The following is a 19,807-nucleotide window of genomic DNA, read 5'->3' on the forward strand; positions in this document are numbered from 1 at the left end:
GCACCCTTGATGATGAGGACATCCTTTGTTTGGGGAGGGTTTCGAGCGCCCTGCAAACAGCAACAACATCAAGAAAATGGGATGAGCTTTTCGGGAAGAAGAAAGGCTGAGTCTCAGGAATGAGACAAACGTGCAGTATTACCAACACTGCACGTCCTTTATTGTGCGAATTTTAAACAGTAAAAAAGGATCAAAAGGATGAGTAGAAATAACGAAACAAGCGGCGTTGAACTGGTTGTCTTCGGCGTATTTGCTTTCTGTCTGGCAGTTGTTGCCTGGCTAATGAAAACTTTTGATGTTGAATGGCAAACAGCACTGGAAACTGCGCCTGGCCTGATAGTCTGGTTGCTTGTTGTCGGTGCGGGGATCTTTTTCGGGATCAAAATGGAAAAAGGTCTTGTTCGCTGGGGTGCCCCACTGGCGATCGCCCTTCTGATTCCGGTATTCAAACCAATTCTTAAGGAAGCCGCCGGAGTTCGTGAAATGGGCGGGCTAGTTTTCGATGATATGGTTTCGTGGTACGGAACTGGCTGGGGAATGTCGCTGATGTTCTTCGGGATTCTTATCATCGGATACGGCTTGCTTTATTGGTGGCACCGCAAGAATTCATATTACTGGTAACCTAAATAATGAGTACCATTATGTAGTTAATTTAAATAAAAAAGGATATTACAGATGTCTAAATTAGTAGAAGAGTTGAAAACAGCACTTGCTTTTGATCACAATAAGATCATCACAGGAGAGCTAACAGAAGAGCAAGCTCTAAAAATTGCTAATGACCTGCATCAATTAGGAAGAAAGCCAACAGATCAAGAAGTTTATGATGTAATTAAAAAATACTATAATGGAGAATTATTAAGTTCCGCTAATGAAAGTCGAGATCAAGCAAGAACTAACACTTTGCAGAAAACAATTTTAAAAATGATTCAAAGTCAGAAGAAATAATAACAAGGGAATGATATAAAGTGAAGCTGGAAGATTTAGTTCAGAATCAAAATGAAACAATTGATTTACTCTATAATGAATATGATTCTATTATGGAAGATATTAAATCTTCCGGCCTTGATAATGAAAAAATTAATAAGCTGCATGATGCTGGGTTAAAGCTATTCAATTTCATGGATGGATGCTATGCGGCATTAGATGCTGCGGAAGAAAGTTTAACCAATGAAAAAACAACACAACTAGCTGATTTGGCTGGACTTTTTTGTGATGCGCTTGAAGAGACGATCCCGAACCATTATTCAATAATGTGTGCGTATTATGGTGATAATTATAAGCCAAGTAAACATGCCTTTGCAGGGCTGCAACAACTAATAGTTCAAGTAAAGAATAAAAAAGAAATTAAGGAATTAAAAGAAAAATGTATAGACAATGGCCTACCTGTGAAAGGGTTTGATAAAAAAAGAAGATTCAGAATGACAAAAACACATGAGCGTATCTATTCTGCCATACTTGGAATTTTAAGTATTGCTGTTATGGTAACACTTCTATTTTTCCTAGAGATCGATGACTCATCAAAGAGCAAATACATTATATTAAGTGTTGTGGTTTCTCTTTTAGGTGGAATTGGTGCTCGATTACTATCAGGCGCTTTAAACTTTAAAATAAAAGATACTACAGCAACTGCTGGTTATGCTGCATTTGTTATTATATTTCTGATATTGCAGGGAGTCAGGGTTTTTTAACTAATGATTCGCATAATGCACTCTATGTATAAAGACGAACCTTCACCATTCCGGTAAACAACAACCCCATTTTACCGGAATGGCTCAGAACCCTTTTGTAACATAGCGTCATACATTATGCGCACTAACTTCAAGCCACGAGGATTGTAGCCAGATTGGTGCAGTCGTTAGTTCGCATAACAGTTGGATTGTCTTGCGCCCTCTGGTTCAGAATCGCGGCAAAACCGCTATGTGGAAGTCTCCAGCTAAGCTCTCACTGCGTTCGAGGGATTCTTTGGTTTTGTTTCGTCCGTGTCTGGTCCACCATCGAGCAGCGTCTGACATTAGCTGGAGTGCCGGATCGCGGAACCAGTCGAGCATAAACAGCGTTCGCTCTCATCCGGAACGGGGATCCGTATCTACAACGGTTCGTCACAACCGCTCAATCTTCTATAATGGAACAACCACAGTCGTACCAGGGAAAAAAATGCTCTGTGCGCTTAATGCTGCAGCGTGATGGGACAGTGGATAATCCACAAGTTGAGAGTGGCGATCCGGTATTATGTGCAGAAATTATGTCAGCGCTAAAAGAAGCAAAAATTCCCCCTGCGCCTGATGAACAAACCTATCTGGTATTCAAGAATGCCACGCTGGATTTCACCCTGTAAAGCTTATTCAGGGCATAAGTTGCCAGCGTCCACTCGGCAGAAATGCGGGTAAATAGGTAAAACAGATTTGGGGCCATCAGGCCCCTGCATCATTTTTAGAACTCGACGCGGCCGCCGAAATTATAACGCCGCCCTTCCAGCATCGACGTTTGCCGATATGACGTGGTGTAAATCGGGTTCACATTAAACAGATTGTAGATACCGCTCATCAGCGTAACGTGCTTATTCAGGTGATAACGCGCACCTAAATCAACCAGCGCATAGGCCTCTGTTGAACTGGATTTGCCGATATCCGGTGAATTGCTGCGCCAGCTTGCCTTGGTCCACAGTTCCAGATCGTTCGTCGTATTCCAGGTCAGTGAAACGTTGGCCATGCTGCTGGGGAAATCGCTCAGCGCGTAACCCTTATAGTCACCGCTTTTCTGCTCACTGTGCGTATAGGTGTAGTTCACGTTGGCTTTCAGCGCGGCGGTGGCCTGCCAGTCGCCGTTCAGCTCCAGACCATAAATCTCCGCATCACCCACGTTAATGTATTGCGACACGGTGTCAGCGGTATAGCCATTGTATTGACACTGCTGGGTAGCAGAGGAAGTACAGATGGTGTGATCGCTGATTTTGTCCTTGAATTTGGTATGGAAGATGGTGGCATCCAGCGCCAGCGCATCTTTCTGCCAGTACACGCCCAGTTCGGTGTTGATGCTCTGCTCCGGCTTCAGGTCATCATTACCAATACCAATTTCAGAATAGGGATAAGCACCATAGACGCTGGTAAAACCGGCATTATTCTGACGCAGGTCCGGCTTCTTATAACCCGCGGAAACGCCCCCTTTCAGTGCCCAGGCCTCATCGATGGTCCAGTTACCGTACAGCTTCGGCGTCACGTGGTAGCCAAAGTAGCTGTCATGATCCAGACGCGCCGAGGTCGTCAGCGTGAAGTCCGGCACCATCATCCACGCATCTTCCGCAAATACCGCCCAACCATGGCGGGTGATCTTGCTGACCGGGGTCACGCCAGGTGCCTGTTTATCTTCTATGCCGAAGGTGTCATTCAGTTCATTGCGCGTAAAGTTCATGCCCAGCGTTAACTTGTGATCGGCCAGCGTAAAGGTGTTCGCACTATTGGCTTCGAAGTTATTCTGCTTAATAAACTGCGAATCCATGCCGGGCACGCGATACTCCGTGCGGGCTTTCTCGTAGCTGATAAAGTTCTTCACTTCTACGAGGTCATCGCCGTACCAGGCGTGCTGTGAAAGCGAGGCCGCATCGCGGTCAAAGCCCCAGTACCACTGCTTATCGTTGTGGGTTTTCTCCTGATTGCCTTTGGAGGCGTTCAGATCCCAAAGCTGAGTATCGGTGGGCGACATCGAAATCGTTGCATCCAGATTCCCTGCCTGATGTTTAACAAAACGTTCTTTGGTCGGGCTATCATCATCGCGGCGGTCAAGGTAATCCGCCCCCACGCTCACCCCGAGCTTGCCCGGGATCACAGGCCCCATAAAGAAAGCGTTGGTCTGGTTGGTATTACCGTATTCGCTTTTCTCCTGCAGGAAGTAATTATCCTCCAGCACTCCCGTCCATTTATCGAGGTTGTAAGCCTTTTTGGTGATGACGTTAACCACGCCGCCGATGGAGTCCGAACCATACAGCGAGGACATCGGCCCGCGAATCACCTCAACCCGTTCGATGGCGGCCAGAGGCGGCATAAAGGCCGCCTCAGTCCCGATATGGTGTCCGTAAGGCCGGGATTCGCGGGTAGACTGCTTGATGCCGTTGACCATGAATGAGGTATACGACGAATCCATACCGCGCATCTGCACATCGCCGGTTGCCAGGCTGCCGTGACCGTTGCCCACCAGCACACCCGGCATTTCGCGGATGGCTTCCGTCACGTTCTGATTCGAACGGGTATTCAGCGCTTTCTCATCGAGCACCGAGATCGTCGCGGGTCCCTCGCGTCTCTCCTGACTGAAACCGGTAGCCGTTACCACCATCTGCTCTTCGTTGACGGGCGTGCTGTCTGCTGCGTAAACGGCCGCTGGCAGGTTGGCGAAGGCGAGCGCAATCGCCACGTCCATGCGTGTCTTAATCGTCACAAAAAAGTCCTTAGAATTTGGTTAGATCAATCTTGAGAACGTAGTCAGACTGGTCGCTTTTCTCGTCCTGTTTAACGCTGGCATAAAGCGTTCTGCCATCCGCAGAAAGCACCAGGCTGTTGGGCATGGCCGCCGTTTTGATAGTGTGTTTGACATCGTTGGTTTTCGCGTCAATCACGCTAATCGAGCGATCGTTGCGATGGGTAACGTAGATCTCATTGCGCGCGGCGTTATACAGCACCGCAATCGAGTTAGGCGTGGCAATACGCTGAACCAGCTTGCCGGAGTCCAGTTGCACCACCAGCACATCGCGGGTATTGGTATCAGCGATGTACCCGACTCCCGCAGCGCTATTCAGGGCGATATTGAGGAAATAATGCTCAGTTTCAGCCGGATCAACCTTCACACGGGAAAGCAGTTTTGATGTTTTGCCATCAAGGGTAACCAGCTCCCCATTACCGGTGACCACATAAACCTTCTCACCCGTAGCATCCACAGCAAAACCCACCGGCTCGATTTTGCCGATTGTTTCCAGCAACTGTTGTTTACGCGTATCGACGACCCAAAGCAGGCCTTTGTCTTTACGTCCAATCCCGGAAACGTACAGGCGTTGATTCTGCTTATCGAGCACGATTTCACGCACGTGGGCCTTTTTATCAGGATCCGAATCATCGCTGAGCTGAATAGTTTTAATCACTTTGTTGGTCAGCGTATCCAGAAGCGTGACTGAACCGTCCAGGGCGTTACCCAAATACAGGATATGGTTTTCTTCATCCAGAGAGAGCGCAAAGGTACGGCGCTCGGTGGCTATCTTCTCATTAATCTGCAGAGAGTCGGCGGCCAGGCGAAACACCACGCCGGCCGTTTTATCTTTCTCAAAGGAGGGTGCCGAGGCGGCAAAGATCGTCTTCTGACCGTTATCATAGGCCAGCTCATAAACCCCATGACCCAATGACTGTGAGCGGAAATCCTTCTCGCTGAAATCCTTTGCCGACGCGCAAAAAGCATGAAGAGATAATGAAATGGCCAGCGCGCAGAGCGTGGTTTTCTTTACAGATGCTGTAGACATGTAATTTTTCTTTACAGTAGTTTACGGAATGCAAACAATAATGAAAATGAATATCATTTGCAATTGAAGGGTCCTCCATATTCCCTACCAAATTTTGTGTTGTAATCGAAGCGGCAGCGGTTTACACGTGCGCTGAAATGGCTACAGGTCACGCAGAGGATTAACTACATAACCTGCTGTAATATCCGGACTAATTCCGCCAGACTCCCCGCTTGCATCTTCTCCATCACTCTTGCGCGATGCACCTCTACCGTGCGTACAGCAATGTTCATCATCTCCGCAATCTCCCGATTCATCAGCCCTTTCACCACCAGCAGGGCCAGTTCACGCTCTTTGGGCGTCAGCTGCTGATAGCAGGCCAGGATTTGATGCCGCAAAAAAGCTTCGCCGGAGACCATCAAAGCGCGTTCCAGCGCCGTTTGCAGTGGCTTAACCGAAACCGGCTTTTGCAGAAAATCCACCGCGCCGTGTTTCATCTGCTCTACCGCCATCGGTACGTCGCCGTGCCCGGTGAGAAACACCACCGCCAGCGTACTGCCGCGTTGGCGCAGCGCTTCATGAACGCCCTGACCATCCAGCACCGGCATACGCATATCCAGCAGCACCACCCCGGTCTGATAGAGACAGGCCTGCGACAGGAATATTTCCCCCGCCTCCCAGCACATGACCTCATAGCCCAGGCTTTCCAGCAAAAACGCGCATGCCCTGGTGACCTCTACGTCATCATCGAGCAGATGAATTAATGCCATTACCGTTCCTCTTGTCGGTTGAATGCCAGTACCACCGCAGCGCCGGGCTGTCCGTCAGGCGCGGTCTGGTTTATTATGCTTATCTCTCCTCGCCCATAGCGCACCAGCCGCTGACAGATAACCAGCCCCAATCCCATTCCCTCTTTTCGACTGGTCTTAAACGGCTGGAACGCCTGATCTAACTGGGATGCGTCAATACCGCCGCCGTTATCCTGCAAGGTAATACGCACCCCAGTGGCTTCACGTACAGCGCTGATCCACAGCATTTTCGCTCCCGCCTGCGCCGCGTTAAGGATCAGATTCGCCAGCACCTGCTCCAGCAGTACCGGCGGCAATACGAGCGTCACTGAACGATCGACATCGCTGTTCAGCAGCAGTTGGGGAAATTGCTGCGGCACACGCAGCCACTGCCAGACATGGTCAATCGCCTGGCGAACGCTAATCTGTTCCCACTCATCCGCCAGCATGGGCTCCCCTTGCGCCTGACTGACCCAGTGACGCAGATTACGTAATGTATCCGCCCCGCGCTGGGCCTGCTGATCAATATGCTCCAGCGCGGGCAGCAACGGATGCTGCCGATCCTGTTTCTGCAAACGGATCGTACACCCCTGCGCATAATGGCGGATGGCTGACAGCGGTTGATTCAGTTCGTGGGCGAAGCCCGAGGTCATCTCACCCAGGACGCTCATCTGCCTGGCCGTTTGCAGGGCCTGCTCTTGTTCGCGTAACTGCACTGCGTTGTGTACCAACTGCCTGCCACGCCGTCGCACCAGCAGCATCACCCAGATATAGTTTAGCGTCAGCAGCAACAGGGCCAGCGCGGTTCCGCCCATGATGAACCGGTGCTGAATCAGCCAGCTTTTGACATCCAGCCACAGCCGGCGCTGCTGTGGATGCTGCCGGACTTCGCGCAGCAGCGCTTCTACCTGGCTGGTCGAGGCCGACGCCCCCCAGTGAAAGGCGGCATCCTCTGGCGCATTAAACAATGCGCGGGTCACCCGATCGGCCAGCGCATCGCTGACTTCGGGCAGCGCGGCAAACGACCAGTCGGGATACAGCGGCGTACTGGTCAGGCAAGGAATGACCGCAGGACGGCGAATGACCGCCACAAAATCGGCTTTATTTACCAGCCCTTCGTCGGCCATTTTTTCCAGCAGGCAGACCGGCACAATCGCCGCCTGCACCACCTGTTCACGCAGCAGATAGATCAGCGCATCGGCGGGAAAGCCGGTAAAACGCAGATGGAGGTCACGCTCCGGCCTCAGTCCGGCGTCGCTCAGCGCCTTCACTCCCAGCAAATAACCGCCGAAAGCCTGGGGATCGATGGCTCCTACCGTCTTGCCGATAAGATCGGTCGCTGACGAAATACCGCTATTGCGACGTGTTAAAATCACGCTGCCTATCACGTTGCCCGATCCGGGCGATGAGCGTAAAGACGCCAGCCAGCGCAGCGGAGAGTGGCTATTCAACTGCACAAACTGCGCCGGATTGGTCACCACAAACTGCACGGAACCGTTATTCACCGCTTCCTGCATCTGCTGCAAATCCAGCGGCTGAATATGGAACTGCTGGTCCGGTAACTGTTGATTAAGTGCGGCTTCCAGCGGCTGCCAGTGGCTGCGGGTAAAAACCTCGCCCCGCATCGCCAGAACGCCGATATTCCATGAGTCCGCCCATGCCTGAGCATTCAGCAGTAATGCCGATGCCAGCAGCGCCAGACGTCGCCGTTTTTTTGCTCTCACCCGATTATCCCTTTTCATTATGTTGTTTTAGATCAACAACCCGCCGGGTATGTGGTTAACCACAATAGAGCTGCCCCCGCCGCGATTTTTACACTGTAAATCATCAACATTCTTTATTCATCACATGCAAATCAACGACGTGACAAATGTTTAGTTGTTGCCGCGCGAGGGAGAAAATATGGACAGCAGTAAACGACAGTTTCTGGCGCAGCTGGGCGTTCTCAGCGCCGGCGCGTCTCTGGTTCCGCTGGCGCAGGCAAAATTCCCTTTTTCGCCGGATCGCCGTGAAGGTTCCCCTCGCCACCGCTACGCGATGCTCGTCGATCTGCGCCGCTGTATCGGTTGCCAGGCCTGCACCGTCAGCTGTGCGATAGAAAATCAGACGCCGCAGGGGGAGTTTCGCACTCACGTCAATCAGTATCAGGTGCAGCTTGATGATGAAGTGACCAACGTTCTGCTCCCGCGACTGTGTAACCATTGTGACAATCCGCCCTGCGTCCCGGTCTGCCCGGTGCAGGCCACTTTTCAGCGTGAAGACGGCATTGTGGTGGTGGATAACACCCGCTGCGTGGGCTGTGCCTACTGCGTACAGGCTTGTCCCTACGATGCGCGTTTTATCAATCATGAGACGCAGACCGCCGATAAATGCACCTTCTGCGTCCACCGTCTGGAAGCCGGGCTGCTCCCCGCCTGCGTGGAGTCCTGCGTCGGCGGCGCGCGGATCATCGGCGACATCAATAACCGTCAGAGTCGCATCTCGCAGATGCTCGCTTTGCACCATGATGCCATCAAGGTACTGAAGCCGGAAAACGGTACCTTGCCCCACGTTTTCTATCTCGGGCTGGATGAGGCGTTTGTTACACCGCTTATGGGGCGTGCTCAAGCCGCGCTCTGGCAGGAGGTCTGAATGACACATTCACTGATTATTGAAGAGGTGTTGGCGCGTCCGCAGGAAGTGAGCTGGTTACCGTGGGCGGTGCAATACTTCTTTTTTATCGGCATTGCCGCCTGCGCCGCGCTCTTTGGCTGCGCGCTCCACTGGCGTAAAAATCCGAACCCGAAGCTGGAAAACCTGACGCTGCTAATTGCCCTGACCTGCGCCATTACCGCCCCGCTGGCGCTGACGGCGGATCTGCATCAGACCGCTCGCTTCTGGCATTTCTACGCCTATCCCACGCCCTGGTCCTGGATGCCCTGGGGCGCGCTGTTCCTGCCGCTGTTCACGTTGTTTTTAGGCTTGTGGTTTGTGGCGCAGTGGGTCAAACAGCTCTTCAATAAAAGTTACAGCGTCACCAAATGGATTGCTCTTGCCAGTGCCCTCACGGCGGTTGGCCTGCTGGTCTACACCGGACGTGAAGTCTCTGTGGTGCAGGCGCGCCCGGTCTGGTTCAGCTATGCCTTCCCACTGGCGATGTTCTTCAGCGCTCTGCAAACCTTTTTCGCCCTGCTGATTGTGGCAACACGCGATGATTTTCCCCTTCAGCGACGCCTGGCGCAGTGGCAGCTCTCGGCGCTGATTCTGCTGGCCGTGGTGGTGGCGATGTGGGCCAGCGGCGATACCCTTTCCGGCACCGCTATTCGGCAATGGCTGGCAATTTCGCCATCCGCCCGCCATTACGCACTCGGCTGGCTGGCCTTCTGGCTGATTTCACTGTGCTTTTGCACACTGGCGTTGCGCCGCCCGTTGGGGTTGCCGCTGCGCAGTATGCTGGTCCTCAGCGCCATGGCGCTGTGCTGGTTAATGCGCTGGACGCTGCTGATTCAGGTGCAAACCCTGCCAAAATTCAACGCCCAGTTTAATCCCTATACTCTGCCCGCCGGGACCGATGGCTGGCTGGCTATCCTCGGGACGTTTGGCCTGTGGATAGCGCTGCTTATTATCGTTCGTGAAACCGTGAACGGACTCACAAGGAGAATGCAACATGGCTAATTTAACCCGTCGTCAGTGGCTTAAAGTCGGCTTCGCCGTGGGCGGAATGGCCACCTTCGCCCTGAGCTATCGGGAGGTGGCAAAGCGCGCCATCGATGGTCTGCTCAACGGCACCTCCGGGAAAATTACCCGCGACCGTATCTTCGGCAATGCGTTGTTCCCGGAGGCCAATGCCAATACGGGCTGGCGGCAAAATTCACAACAGGTCATCTCGATGACCCAATGTTTCGGCTGCTGGACGCAGTGCGGCGTAAGAGTGAGAGTGGATAGCGAGAAAGGCAAAGCGCTGCGCATTGCGGGTAATCCGTATCATCCCCTTTCCCACGAGCATCACATCGACTCTGCGGTGCCCTTTTCAACCGCGATGGAACAGCTCGCTGGTGAAAAGGGGCTGGATGGCCGCTCTACCGCCTGCGCACGAGGAGCCACGCTTCTGGAGGGATTATACAGCCCGCTGCGCATCCTTGAGCCAATGAAGCGCGTCGGTAAACGCGGCGAAGGGAAATGGCAGCGCATCAGCTTTGAACAGTTGGTGAAAGAAGTGGTAGAAGGCGGCGATCTGTTTGGCGAGGGGCACGTTGACGGCCTGCGGGCGATTTATTCCCCGACGACGCTCATCGACCCGCAGCATCCGGGATTTGGTCCGAAATCCAACCAGCTGCTGGTCACCAATACCAGCGACGACGGGCGCGACACCTTTTTGCGCCGCTTCGCGCTGAACAGTTTCGGCAGCAAAAACTTCGGCGCCCACGGCTCGTACTGCGGGCTGGCCTATCGTGCAGGTTCCGGGGCGCTAATGGGCGATCTGGATAAAAACCCGCATGTGAAGCCCGACTGGGATAACGTCAAGTTTGCGCTATTTATGGGCACCTCACCCGCGCAATCCGGTAACCCGTTTAAGCGTCAGGCCAGACAGCTCGCCAGCGCCCGCCTGCGCGATGATTTTCAGTATGTCGTTGTCGCACCGGCATTGCCGCTTACCACGGTCATGGCTGACGATCGCGGACGCTGGCTGCCGGTGATCCCCGGGAGCGATTCGGCGCTGGCAATGGCGATGATTCGCTGGATTATCGAGAACCAGCGTTACAACGCCGACTATCTGGCGATACCCGGCGCGCAGGCAATGCAGCAGGCTGGGGAGAAAAGCTGGAGCAACGCCACCCATCTGGTGATTACCGATGAACTGCCGGAGCTTACCGGGCAGCATTTAACCCTTGCCCACCTGAAGGCGAACGCTGCCAGCGAATCGGTGGTGGTCAGTGATAGCGGTGAACTTGTCGCCGCCAGCGACTGCCCCCGCGCTGCACTCTTTGTTACCCGCCAGCTTACGCTCGTCAGTGGACAAACGGTCACGGTCAAAAGCAGCTTTCAGCTGCTGAAAGAGTCGGCTGAAAAGCTTACCCTCGCGCAGTACAGCCAGCAGTGCGGCGTTCCGGAGAAGAAAATAGTCGCCCTGGCGCAGGCGTTCACCGCTCACGGACGCCGGGCCGCCGTGATCACCCACGGCGGGATGATGGCCGGGAACGGATTCTATAACGCCTGGGCGGTAATGATGCTTAACGCGCTGATCGGCAATCTCAGTCTAGAAGGCGGGGTGTTCGTCGGCGGCGGCAAGTTTAACGGCGCGACCGACGGACCGCGTTACAACATGGAGAGCTTTCCCGGCAAAGTGAAGCCCAAAGGGCTGAGTATTGCGCGCAGTAAAACGGCGTATGAATCTTCCGAAGAGTATCGCAACAAAGTGGCGGCGGGCGTTTCGCCCTTCCCGGCCAAAGCGCCGTGGTATCCGTTCGTTGCCGGGCAGTTGACCGAACTGCTCACCTCCGCGCTGGAGGGGTATCCCTATCCGCTGAAGGCGTGGATCTCCAATATGACCAACCCGCTGTACGGCGTTCCGGGATTACGCGCCGTGGCGGAAGAGAAACTCAAGGATCCGCAGCGGCTTCCGCTGTTTATCACCATCGACGCTTTTATGAATGAGACTACCGCGCTGGCCGACTATATCGTTCCGGATACTCACAACTTCGAAAGCTGGGGGTTCAGCGCCCCGTGGGCCGGGGTCGCCAGTAAAGCCACCACCGCTCGCTGGCCGATAGTCCCTTCCGCCACCGCCAGAACCGCTGACGGTGAGCCGGTGTCAATGGAGTCATTTTGCATCGCGGTAGCAAAGCGCCTGAATCTACCGGGGTTTGGCGCAAACGCCATCACCGATGCTCAGGGTAACCGCTATCCGCTCAACCGGGCCGAAGACTATTACCTGCGTATGGCCGCTAATATTGCGTTTATGGGTAAAGGGCCGGTTGCCGAAGCCAACGCGGAGGAACTTACGCTCAGCGGCGTACAGCGTATTCTGCCCGCGCTCAGCCAGACCCTGAAAGCAGAGGAAGTCCGCCGTGTAGCCTTTATCTATTCACGCGGCGGACGCTTTGCCCCGGATAAAAGCGGGCGCACTGATGGTCGCGTCGGCAACCCGTGGGAAAAGCCACTGCAAATCTGGAATGCGGAAGTTGCCGCCCACCGCCACGCCATTACCGGCGAACGCTACAGCGGCTGCCCGGCGTGGTATCCCGCCAGATTGTCGGACGGACGTTCTGTAGATGAACTTTTTCCAGCGCAGCAGTGGCCGCTAAAGCTGATCTCGTTTAAATCTAACACCATGGCCAGCGCCTCGACGGTGATCCCGCGCTTGCATCACCTCAAGCCGACAAACCTGGTGGCGCTGAACCCGCAGGACGGCAGCCGTTACGGGCTGGCGCACGGCGACAGAGTGCGTATTTCAACCCCCGGCGGTCAGGTAGAAGCTGAGATCAGTCTGTTAAGCGGCGTAATGCCCGGCGTTATTGCTATCGAACACGGTTACGGACATCGGGAAATGGGCGCAGCGCAGCACACGCTCGACGGTGAAGCGCTGCCGCTTGCGGCGCAGATAAAATCCGGTATTAACCTTAACGATCTGGGGTTTGCCGATCCGACGCGCGAGGTCAGCAACACCTGGCTGGACTGGGTCAGCGGCGCGGCGGTGCGCCAGGGGCTACCGGCGAGGATTGAGCGGGTGTAGCGCTCTTCCTGCGGCAACGTGAGGGTTGCATGTGAGACCGGTACTTTGCTGTTTGTCCTGAAAGCTATGTTTTTTCAGGTAATTAACAGTAAAAGTACCGGTCAGTTATCGACGGTGTCCAGTTATTTTAAAAGTGGATGAGCCCGCACAACGATAACCGATTGTCATAATGACACCAGAGATTCATTCAGCTTCTAACTGACCCACCTCCAGCGCCTGCGCGAGGGTCATAAAATTCTGCGGGGTTTCGTCCAGGTTTAGCTGCTGTAGCAGATCGTTCAGGTGCTCTCTCATCAGATCTTGGGCATGGGCTGAATCCCCGACCTTCAGCGCGGCAATGATATTGCTGTGCTCGTCGCACTGACAGTGGGTGGTTACGTCCTGCTGATAGAGCATCACTATCAGCGAACTCAGCACCATTAAATTGTTCAGGATATCGCGCAGCACCTCGTTATCGGCGATCCGCGCCATCAGCTCATGGAACGCGCCCAACTCATAGACAATGCGCCGTCGGTCCTGAGCGTGCAGCGACTGGTGTTCGTTATGCTGTTGGCTGGCAATCTCTTCGGCGAAAAGCGCCATTTTTTCCGGCGTGATGCAGGAAATAATTGCGCACTCAATGGCATTACGAGCAATAAATACCTCGCGAGCCTGCTTTGCCGTTGGCCGGGCCACCATCGCGCCATAGTTAGGTTCGATAGTGACAATCCCCTGACCCGCCATGCGCTGTAGCGCCGTTTGTACATGATTACGGTTTGCCTGCAGCGCCTCGACGATTTGCGCCTCAATTAAACGCGTTCCAGGACGTAGCTTATGCTGCCCGATAGCCTGGGTGAGCGATTCCACTACCCGGTTAACTTCACGCTGCTTTGGCGTCAGTTTTTCACTCATTACGTTCTCTACCTTGATTTACTCTCTGGTCCAGACTCTTTTTCCACGAAAATAGACTGCCTCAACAGCAGGCAAACGCGCAACGACTTGTGCCGAACAGGCAGCATTTAGCAAAATAAAACTGGCTTCATCGTTCACTTCCGGCCAGGCCATATCACCGCTGTCGCTAAGCGGCAGGCAATGACCGGTGGCGATAGCCAGCGCCCGGCTCAGCTCAAACTCCGTACCGCGCGTATACAGCCGTGCCCAATCATGCGCTTTCGCCAGCATACTGGCAGAACCAAACGGCGACCAATGATCGATAACGCTATCGGTGCCGCTTAACAGGCGCACACCACGTTCGCGTAAATAGGGCAGCGGCATCACGCCCTTGCCTAACGGCAGGCAGGAAGCCAGCGACACGCCAAGCTCCACCATCCGCCCGGCCAGTTCGCTCAGTTCCGCGCGTTCGACTTGCGCCAGACAGTAGGCGTGGCTCAACGTCAGCCTGCCGCGCAGCGTCGGCTCCCGTTCTAGCGCATTCAGTAAATAGCGGATGCAGGCAATACCTGTCGATTTATCTTCATGCAGGTGGTAATCAATGCCCTTACCCGCTTCAACGGCTAGCGCCAGCGTCGCTTCCAGCGAACGGACCATATCACCATCCACTTTTGACGGATCCAAACCACCGACCCATTCACAGCCCAGCGCCAGCGCTTCACGCATCAGCGACAGCGACCCCGAACGCAGCAGGCCATGCTGCGGAAAGGCCACGATCTCGCACTGCAGCCGCTCTCGCCAGGGGGCCAGCGCCTCCAGCAAATGTCGCAGGCTTTGCAAACCGCTGACCGGCTCGATATTGCAATGACTGCGAACGTACGTCGTGCCCTGCTGCTGTAATAGCTGCAATAGCGCATGCGTGCGCTGCACCGAGGTGGACAGCAGCGTCGGCAGTATCTCTTGCTCAAGGGCGATCATCGCAAAAATATCCTGCGCTCCGTTCTCCCGCGCCGCACGCCAGGGACCGCCATAAAAGGTTTTATCCAGATGAATATGTTCATCGCGGGTGGCGGGAAGCATCAGATACCCTTGGGCATCCTGCCAGGCGACGCCCGGCAGACGCTGGATTCCGGCATAGATAGCGTGGATCCTACCGTCCACGATATCAAGGGTAAACTCCGCGCATTCAGTGCCCTGCACCACGCCCTGACGGCAGATAAACCCCTGCTCCAGGCGGACGTTCGTCAATAAATAGCGTTCACTCATCGGCGTTTCCCCGGCGGCAAAGCGGAAAAGTCGGCGGCACAATCTCCGCCAGCGGCGGGTGGTTAACCGTCCGTTCTGGGTAGCTGTGCAGAATATGGCGGAAGATATGCTGCGACTGAGCATGCAGTTCTGCGAGATCGTAGCCGGCCTGCACCATACGTCCTTCCCAGTAGACCTTGCGGCCGGCCACGATTGTGCCGGTAACATCGCGCCCATTACCACTCAATACCAGCGCGGCGATAGGGTCGAATATCTGGCCCAGCGCGGGCTGATCAAGGTTGACTACCACCATATCCGCCTGGCAGCCCGGCGCGAGCCGCCCCAAATCATCGCGCCCCAGCGCCTGCGCCCCGCCAATCGTCGCCATACGATAATAATCCGCGCTGCTGGCGGCGGCGATATCGCCGGTCACCACTCGGCTCAGGATCACGCCGAGATGCATATTGCTGAACATATCCGACGGGAAGGTATCAGTGCCGAGGGCCATATTGACGCCAGCCGCCTTAAGCTGCGGATACTGTTCGAGATATTTTGCATGACGACCGGAAACCAGCGGACAGGAGACCACCGTCGCCCCGGAATGGGCCAGCCGCGTAATATCCTGCGCAATCCGCTGCGGGGTGGGCTGCGCGCCGCCCAAAAACTGGCCATGCGGCAGCAACATGTGGCGGTTGAGCAGCCCGGCGTCGTCGAGTACTTCCAGCGAGCTCTTGCCCCGGTAGCGGCTGGCGATTTCCTGGACTTCCAGCTCACTCTGACAGCAATGCAGGCGGGTGGGACAGGCAAGTTCCGCCACCAGCGCCGACAGTTCGTCGAGCCACTGCGGGTCGCCGCCTTCAATTCGGTCCGGTGCTAGCATGCCGCTTAACGTTGGTACGCCGCGCTGGCGCAGGCGCTGGAAAAAACGCTGCGCGTCTTCAAGGCCGCGACGGGCCTGCCCTCTGTCTTCGCGGCGACTAAAATTCCCTGCGGCATCGGTAACATAATAGCCGGACATAAACGCCGGGCCGAGCCAGGCGCGCGCACCGAGAGACTCAGCAACATCTGCCGCATAAAGGTACTCGTCGACATCCTCCGCCCATTGGCGGTAGAGGATCGAGGTTATCGGCGCAAAGCTGGTGATCCCGTTGCGCAGCAGCTGGCTGTAGGCGTAACGCTTGGCGAAATCGAGCTGTTCGCGGGTATAGAGGTCGCGCCGCTGCCAGTCGTCGGCGACGATCCGCCCTTTCCGCCAGCCGGGCTGGTTATCGAAAGCCAGCACGGTGGTGTCTAAATCACCCAGCGCATCGAGATCGATAAAACCGGGGCCGACCAGACTGTTGCCCGCGTTGATCTCTTCATCGATCTGGCCCGCATAATCGTGGCCAACAAAGAGAATTTTATCACCCTGATAAACCACTTCGCCGTCGGCATACAGGCAGTGATCGCCTTCGCGGTAACCCACGACCCAGGCGGCGCGAATACGCGTTGTTTTCTCAGTCATTAGAAAAGGCACTCCCCATTGTCCGCCACCAGCACTCCGCCTTTAAACACCTTCCGCTCGCGCGGGACCTCCACCAGCGCTTCCACCATACTGCGACCGGGGATCAGCACCAGATCGGCGCGGCAGCCGGGCGTAAGTCCATAATGGTTAAGTGCCATCACCCGCGCGCCGCCGTGGGTAATGCTCTGCGCCGCACGCAAAATCTCGCTATCTTTACGCCAGCGGTAGCGCAGGCCCATCGTGACCGCCCGCTGGATCATGTCGCCGTTGCCATAGGGACTCCAGGTATCGCGTATGCCGTCGTTTCCGGCGCAAACCGCCACCCCGGCGGCATCAAGAAGCTCCCACGGCGGGACAGCAATATCGGCAGGCGCGGTCGTAGCCACGCTGACGCCCAGTTCCGCCATCTCCTCAGCGAAACGCTGCTGGCGAGCGGGCTCCACCATCCCCAGGCAAAAGCCGTGGCTGAGAGTCACCGCGTGCTGTTTCTGATAACGGCGGGTAAATTCCAGAATCAGTTCAAGGCTGAATGCCCCCAGTTCGCCGCGTTCGTGAAGGTGAATATCAATTTTTTTATTGTGCCGACAGGCCAGTTCAAAAATGATTTGCAGGTGGCGCTGCGGGTCGCGGTCAAACGAGCACGGATCCAGCCCGCCAACCAGTTCAGCCCCCATTTCCAGCGCGCGGTCCAGCAAGGCTTCGCTGCCGGGGTTTTGCAAAATTCCGCTCTGCGGGAAAGCGACGATTTCAATATCAACCTGCTGCGCCAGCCGTCGGCGGGTCTCCAGCACGCCTTCCAGATTCGCCAGGCCAATCTCATTATCAATATCGACATGGGTACGGATAAACGAAGTGCCTGCCGCAATGCCGCGCCGGGCGATCCGCTCGGACTGCACCTGCGCATCAGGTCTCTGTTCATGCCGGTAGGCGCGTTCGTTGGCGATAATCGCCGCCAGATCGCGCGGGACGTTATTGCGATACCATTCGCGCCCCAGCAGGGTTTTGTCGAGATGAGCATGTCCATCCACCAGGCCGGGAAAGGCCTGATAGCCGCTACCGTCAATCACGGTAGCGAATTCAGGCGGCGCGAGCGCCTCCGCGCTGGCGACAATTTTCCCGTCCTCAAGCAGCAGGTCAACGGGAGACAAGGAATCAAAAGGCGTGACTTTTCTCAGCAAAATGGCGGTCATTTACGATACCTTCGCTAACGGAATAGAGGTGGAACAGGCCATCACTTCAATCGGGAAGTGACACTCCAGTTGATGATTCTCGCTGAGGCTATGTGCGGGCGGCATTGTCTGATGGCACAGCGGTTTGGCATAGGGGCAGCGTGGCGCGAAGGCACAGCCTGGCGGCGGAGACAGCGGGCTTGGCGCTTCACCGCGAATCGGTTCGCGGGCGCTGGCCGGGGCGTCAAACTGCGGAATCGCCGCCATCAGCATGCGCGTATAAGGGTGCGCCGGACGGGCGAAGATCTCTTCGACGCTGCCCTGCTCAACCAGCCTGCCAAGATACATCACCCCAACCCGGTCGGAGATATGCGAAATCACCGCCATATTGTGGCTGATAAAAAAGTAGGTCAGACCGTTCTCCCGCTGCAACTTGCGCATCAGGTTGAGCACCTGCGCCTGCACCGAGACGTCAAGCGCCGAGGTGGGTTCATCGCAAATCAGAAAACCCGGCTGCGTCGCCAGCGCGCGGGCAATAGAGATACGCTGGCGCTGGCCGCCGGAAAACTCATGCGGGAATTTATCCAGATCGCTCGCAGAAAGCCCCACCTGCTCCAGCAGCTCGCCGCAGTACGCTCTGGCCTGGCGAGTGGTGCCAACCTTTTTCGCCAGCACCAGCGGTTCGGCCAGCGAGCGGGCGATGCGCCAACGCGGGTTGAGGCTAGCGTAGGGGTCCTGGAAGATCATTTGCGTGCCGCTTTGCCCTGCTGCATCGGCCATTTGCCCGCTGCGCCAGGCGTAATTTATCTCGCCGGACGAAGGCTGATAAAGTCCGGCCAGCGCGCGGGCGACGGTCGATTTTCCGCACCCTGACTCGCCCACGATACTGAACGTCTCCCCCTGACGAATCGCGAGGCTAATGCCGCGCACCGCGTGCAGCTCCTTTTTCGCCGCCGGGCGAAAGAGCGAGGTTTTTTTCTCGCGCCCAAGGCTAAAGCGAATATGCAGATCGCGAATGGTCACCACTTCCGGTGGCAGTCCCGATGGCTCGTTCATAGCGATTCTCCTTGCGGATGGAAACAGGCCAACTGGGCCTCCTGTCGGTGATGCATCAAGGGCTGCTGCTCACGGCATTTTGCGCTGGCATGCGGGCAGCGGGGATTAAACGCGCAGCCCTGCGGCAGAGCATTGAGGCGCGGCATTGCGCCATCGATTTGCATCAGGTATTCGCGCCTTTCGTTCATTGACGGAATGGATTGAATCAGCCCGCGCGTATAGGGGTGCTGAGGGTGGCGAATCACATTGGCGACCGGCCCGGTTTCGACAATGCGCCCAGCGTACATCACCGCCACTCTGGAGCAGACCTCCGCCACCACCCCCATATCGTGCGTAATCAGCATTACTGCCGTTCCGTGCTGTTCGCATAACCGGCGCAGCACGCCCAGGACCTGTGCCTGCACCGACACATCCAGCGCCGTGGTGGGTTCATCGGCAATAACCAGCTGCGGGTCGACGCACAGCGCCAGCGCAATCACCACCCGTTGGCGCATCCCGCCGGAAAGCTGGTGCGGATACTGATTGATGCGCTGACGTGGGCTGTTGATCCCCACTTCCGTTAGCAGCGCGACCGCCCGCTCCCGCGCCTCGTCAGTCGACAAGGGAAGATGGGTACGGATGGTTTCAATTATCTGTTGTCCGATGGTCAGCACCGGGTTCAGGCTGGTAAGCGGGTCCTGAAAGATGCAACTGATCGCTTTGCCCCGTAGCTGACGCCGGGCTTCATTGTCCAGATTATCGATACGTTTTTCGGCAAACCAGATTTCCCCTGCGCGGATACGCCCTGGGGTTTGCAGCAGCCCGGCGATAGCCGCGCCGGTCAGGGATTTCCCTGCGCCCGATTCGCCCACCATGCCGAGGATCTCACCCGGCTGCATCGCCAGCGTCAGATCGTGAATCGCCTGCAGGTTGCCTTTGCGGTGCAGGAATTCAATGCTCAGATTTTTCACTTCCAGTAACGCCTGTGGAGAAGCCGTCATCGTCGTT

General features: G+C 55.7%; 17 protein-coding genes. 7 read left to right on the plus strand and 10 right to left on the minus strand.

Annotated elements, in window-relative coordinates; genetic code table 11:
• Positions 1–198: 198 nt before the first annotated feature.
• The 4 genes from FN082_RS19290 (at position 199) to FN082_RS19305 (ending at position 2,335) form a co-directional block, all read left to right on the plus strand.
• Positions 199–621 (plus strand): hypothetical protein, encoded by a 423-nt coding sequence (locus FN082_RS19290; protein WP_142982161.1) that lies wholly within the window; start codon positions 199–201, stop codon positions 619–621.
• A 54-nt stretch (positions 622–675) separates the two neighbouring features.
• Positions 676–945 (plus strand): hypothetical protein, encoded by a 270-nt coding sequence (locus FN082_RS19295; protein WP_142982162.1) that lies wholly within the window; start codon positions 676–678, stop codon positions 943–945.
• A gap of 20 nt (positions 946–965) precedes the next feature.
• Positions 966–1,688, plus strand: a complete 723-nt coding sequence (locus tag FN082_RS19300; protein ID WP_142982163.1) for a hypothetical protein — start codon at positions 966–968, stop codon at positions 1,686–1,688.
• Between the two features lie 377 nt (positions 1,689–2,065).
• Positions 2,066–2,335 carry a cell envelope integrity TolA C-terminal domain-containing protein gene (locus FN082_RS19305; RefSeq protein WP_142982164.1) on the plus strand — a complete coding sequence of 90 codons (270 nt, stop codon included), beginning with the start codon at positions 2,066–2,068 and terminating at the stop codon, positions 2,333–2,335.
• 95 nt (positions 2,336–2,430) lie between these two features.
• On the opposite strand, the gene FN082_RS19310 is transcribed toward FN082_RS19305, so the two are convergent.
• The 4 genes from FN082_RS19310 to ttrS form a co-directional block, all read right to left on the minus strand.
• Positions 2,431–4,410 carry a TonB-dependent receptor domain-containing protein gene (locus FN082_RS19310; protein ID WP_407929276.1) on the minus strand — a complete coding sequence of 660 codons (1,980 nt, stop codon included), beginning with the start codon at positions 4,408–4,410 and terminating at the stop codon, positions 2,431–2,433.
• A gap of 28 nt (positions 4,411–4,438) precedes the next feature.
• Positions 4,439–5,497 carry a 7-bladed beta-propeller protein YncE gene (gene yncE / locus FN082_RS19315; protein WP_142982166.1) on the minus strand — a complete coding sequence of 353 codons (1,059 nt, stop codon included), beginning with the start codon at positions 5,495–5,497 and terminating at the stop codon, positions 4,439–4,441.
• 164 nt (positions 5,498–5,661) lie between these two features.
• Positions 5,662–6,246, minus strand: a complete 585-nt coding sequence (gene ttrR, locus FN082_RS19320) for a tetrathionate respiration response regulator TtrR (RefSeq protein ID WP_142982167.1) — start codon at positions 6,244–6,246, stop codon at positions 5,662–5,664.
• Positions 6,246–7,988, minus strand: a complete 1,743-nt coding sequence (gene ttrS / locus FN082_RS19325; protein ID WP_142982168.1) for a tetrathionate respiration histidine kinase TtrS — start codon at positions 7,986–7,988, stop codon at positions 6,246–6,248. The genes ttrR and ttrS overlap by 1 nt, the downstream gene beginning before the upstream one ends.
• Positions 7,989–8,166: 178 nt before the next feature.
• Here ttrS and ttrB point away from each other — a divergent pair, with 178 nt between their 5' ends.
• From ttrB to ttrA, 3 genes are read left to right on the plus strand one after another with little or no spacing between them, the layout of a single operon-like run.
• A complete protein-coding gene (ttrB, locus tag FN082_RS19330; protein WP_142461770.1) occupies positions 8,167–8,895 on the plus strand; it encodes a tetrathionate reductase subunit TtrB in 729 nt (242 codons plus the stop codon).
• A complete protein-coding gene (gene ttrC / locus FN082_RS19335; protein WP_142982169.1) occupies positions 8,896–9,918 on the plus strand; it encodes a tetrathionate reductase subunit TtrC in 1,023 nt (340 codons plus the stop codon). It begins immediately after the preceding gene.
• Positions 9,911–12,976: a tetrathionate reductase subunit TtrA gene (ttrA, locus tag FN082_RS19340; protein ID WP_142982170.1), complete on the plus strand. Its 3,066-nt coding sequence runs from the start codon at positions 9,911–9,913 to the stop codon at positions 12,974–12,976. Before ttrC ends, ttrA begins: the two co-directional genes overlap by 8 nt.
• A 183-nt stretch (positions 12,977–13,159) precedes the next feature.
• Here the strand turns inward: ttrA and FN082_RS19345 are convergent, their stop codons facing one another.
• Genes FN082_RS19345 through FN082_RS19370 form a run of 6 tightly spaced genes read right to left on the minus strand, consistent with a single transcriptional unit; the run spans position 13,160 to position 19,800 of the window.
• Positions 13,160–13,867: a GntR family transcriptional regulator gene (locus FN082_RS19345; protein WP_142461787.1), complete on the minus strand. Its 708-nt coding sequence runs from the start codon at positions 13,865–13,867 to the stop codon at positions 13,160–13,162.
• Between the two features lie 18 nt (positions 13,868–13,885).
• Positions 13,886–15,112 carry an amidohydrolase gene (locus FN082_RS19350; RefSeq protein WP_142982171.1) on the minus strand — a complete coding sequence of 409 codons (1,227 nt, stop codon included), beginning with the start codon at positions 15,110–15,112 and terminating at the stop codon, positions 13,886–13,888.
• A complete protein-coding gene (locus FN082_RS19355; RefSeq protein ID WP_142982172.1) occupies positions 15,105–16,595 on the minus strand; it encodes a chlorohydrolase family protein in 1,491 nt (496 codons plus the stop codon). Before FN082_RS19355 ends, FN082_RS19350 begins: the two co-directional genes overlap by 8 nt.
• The gene (locus FN082_RS19360; RefSeq protein ID WP_142982173.1) at positions 16,595–17,785 is read right to left on the minus strand and encodes an amidohydrolase family protein; all 1,191 of its coding nucleotides are present in this window, start codon (positions 17,783–17,785) and stop codon (positions 16,595–16,597) included. The genes FN082_RS19355 and FN082_RS19360 overlap by 1 nt, the downstream gene beginning before the upstream one ends.
• Positions 17,786–18,820, minus strand: coding sequence for an ABC transporter ATP-binding protein (locus FN082_RS19365; RefSeq protein WP_142982174.1), 1,035 nt, complete (start codon positions 18,818–18,820; stop codon positions 17,786–17,788).
• Positions 18,817–19,800, minus strand: a complete 984-nt coding sequence (locus FN082_RS19370; protein ID WP_142982175.1) for an ABC transporter ATP-binding protein — start codon at positions 19,798–19,800, stop codon at positions 18,817–18,819. Before FN082_RS19370 ends, FN082_RS19365 begins: the two co-directional genes overlap by 4 nt.
• Positions 19,801–19,807: the final 7 nt, after the last annotated feature.

This window comes from Klebsiella spallanzanii, assembly GCF_902158555.1.
Taxonomy (GTDB): domain Bacteria; phylum Pseudomonadota; class Gammaproteobacteria; order Enterobacterales; family Enterobacteriaceae; genus Klebsiella; species Klebsiella spallanzanii.

Bases quoted from the DNA above. Each gene is read 5' to 3' on its own strand.
- ttrB (WP_142461770.1), top strand. From the start codon at position 8,167: ATGGACAGCAGTAAACGACAGTTTCTGGCGCAGCTGGGCGTTCTCAGC.
- ttrA (WP_142982170.1), top strand. From the start codon at position 9,911: ATGGCTAATTTAACCCGTCGTCAGTGGCTTAAAGTCGGCTTCGCCGTG.
- FN082_RS19345 (WP_142461787.1), bottom strand. From the start codon at position 13,867: ATGAGTGAAAAACTGACGCCAAAGCAGCGTGAAGTTAACCGGGTAGTG.
- FN082_RS19355 (WP_142982172.1), bottom strand. From the start codon at position 16,595: ATGACTGAGAAAACAACGCGTATTCGCGCCGCCTGGGTCGTGGGTTAC.
- yncE (WP_142982166.1), bottom strand. From the start codon at position 5,497: ATGTCTACAGCATCTGTAAAGAAAACCACGCTCTGCGCGCTGGCCATT.
- ttrR (WP_142982167.1), bottom strand. From the start codon at position 6,246: ATGGCATTAATTCATCTGCTCGATGATGACGTAGAGGTCACCAGGGCA.
- FN082_RS19295 (WP_142982162.1), top strand. From the start codon at position 676: ATGTCTAAATTAGTAGAAGAGTTGAAAACAGCACTTGCTTTTGATCAC.
- FN082_RS19370 (WP_142982175.1), bottom strand. From the start codon at position 19,800: ATGACGGCTTCTCCACAGGCGTTACTGGAAGTGAAAAATCTGAGCATT.
- ttrC (WP_142982169.1), top strand. From the start codon at position 8,896: ATGACACATTCACTGATTATTGAAGAGGTGTTGGCGCGTCCGCAGGAA.
- FN082_RS19310 (WP_407929276.1), bottom strand. From the start codon at position 4,410: ATGGACGTGGCGATTGCGCTCGCCTTCGCCAACCTGCCAGCGGCCGTT.
- FN082_RS19365 (WP_142982174.1), bottom strand. From the start codon at position 18,820: ATGAACGAGCCATCGGGACTGCCACCGGAAGTGGTGACCATTCGCGAT.
- FN082_RS19350 (WP_142982171.1), bottom strand. From the start codon at position 15,112: ATGAGTGAACGCTATTTATTGACGAACGTCCGCCTGGAGCAGGGGTTT.
- FN082_RS19360 (WP_142982173.1), bottom strand. From the start codon at position 17,785: ATGACCGCCATTTTGCTGAGAAAAGTCACGCCTTTTGATTCCTTGTCT.
- FN082_RS19290 (WP_142982161.1), top strand. From the start codon at position 199: ATGAGTAGAAATAACGAAACAAGCGGCGTTGAACTGGTTGTCTTCGGC.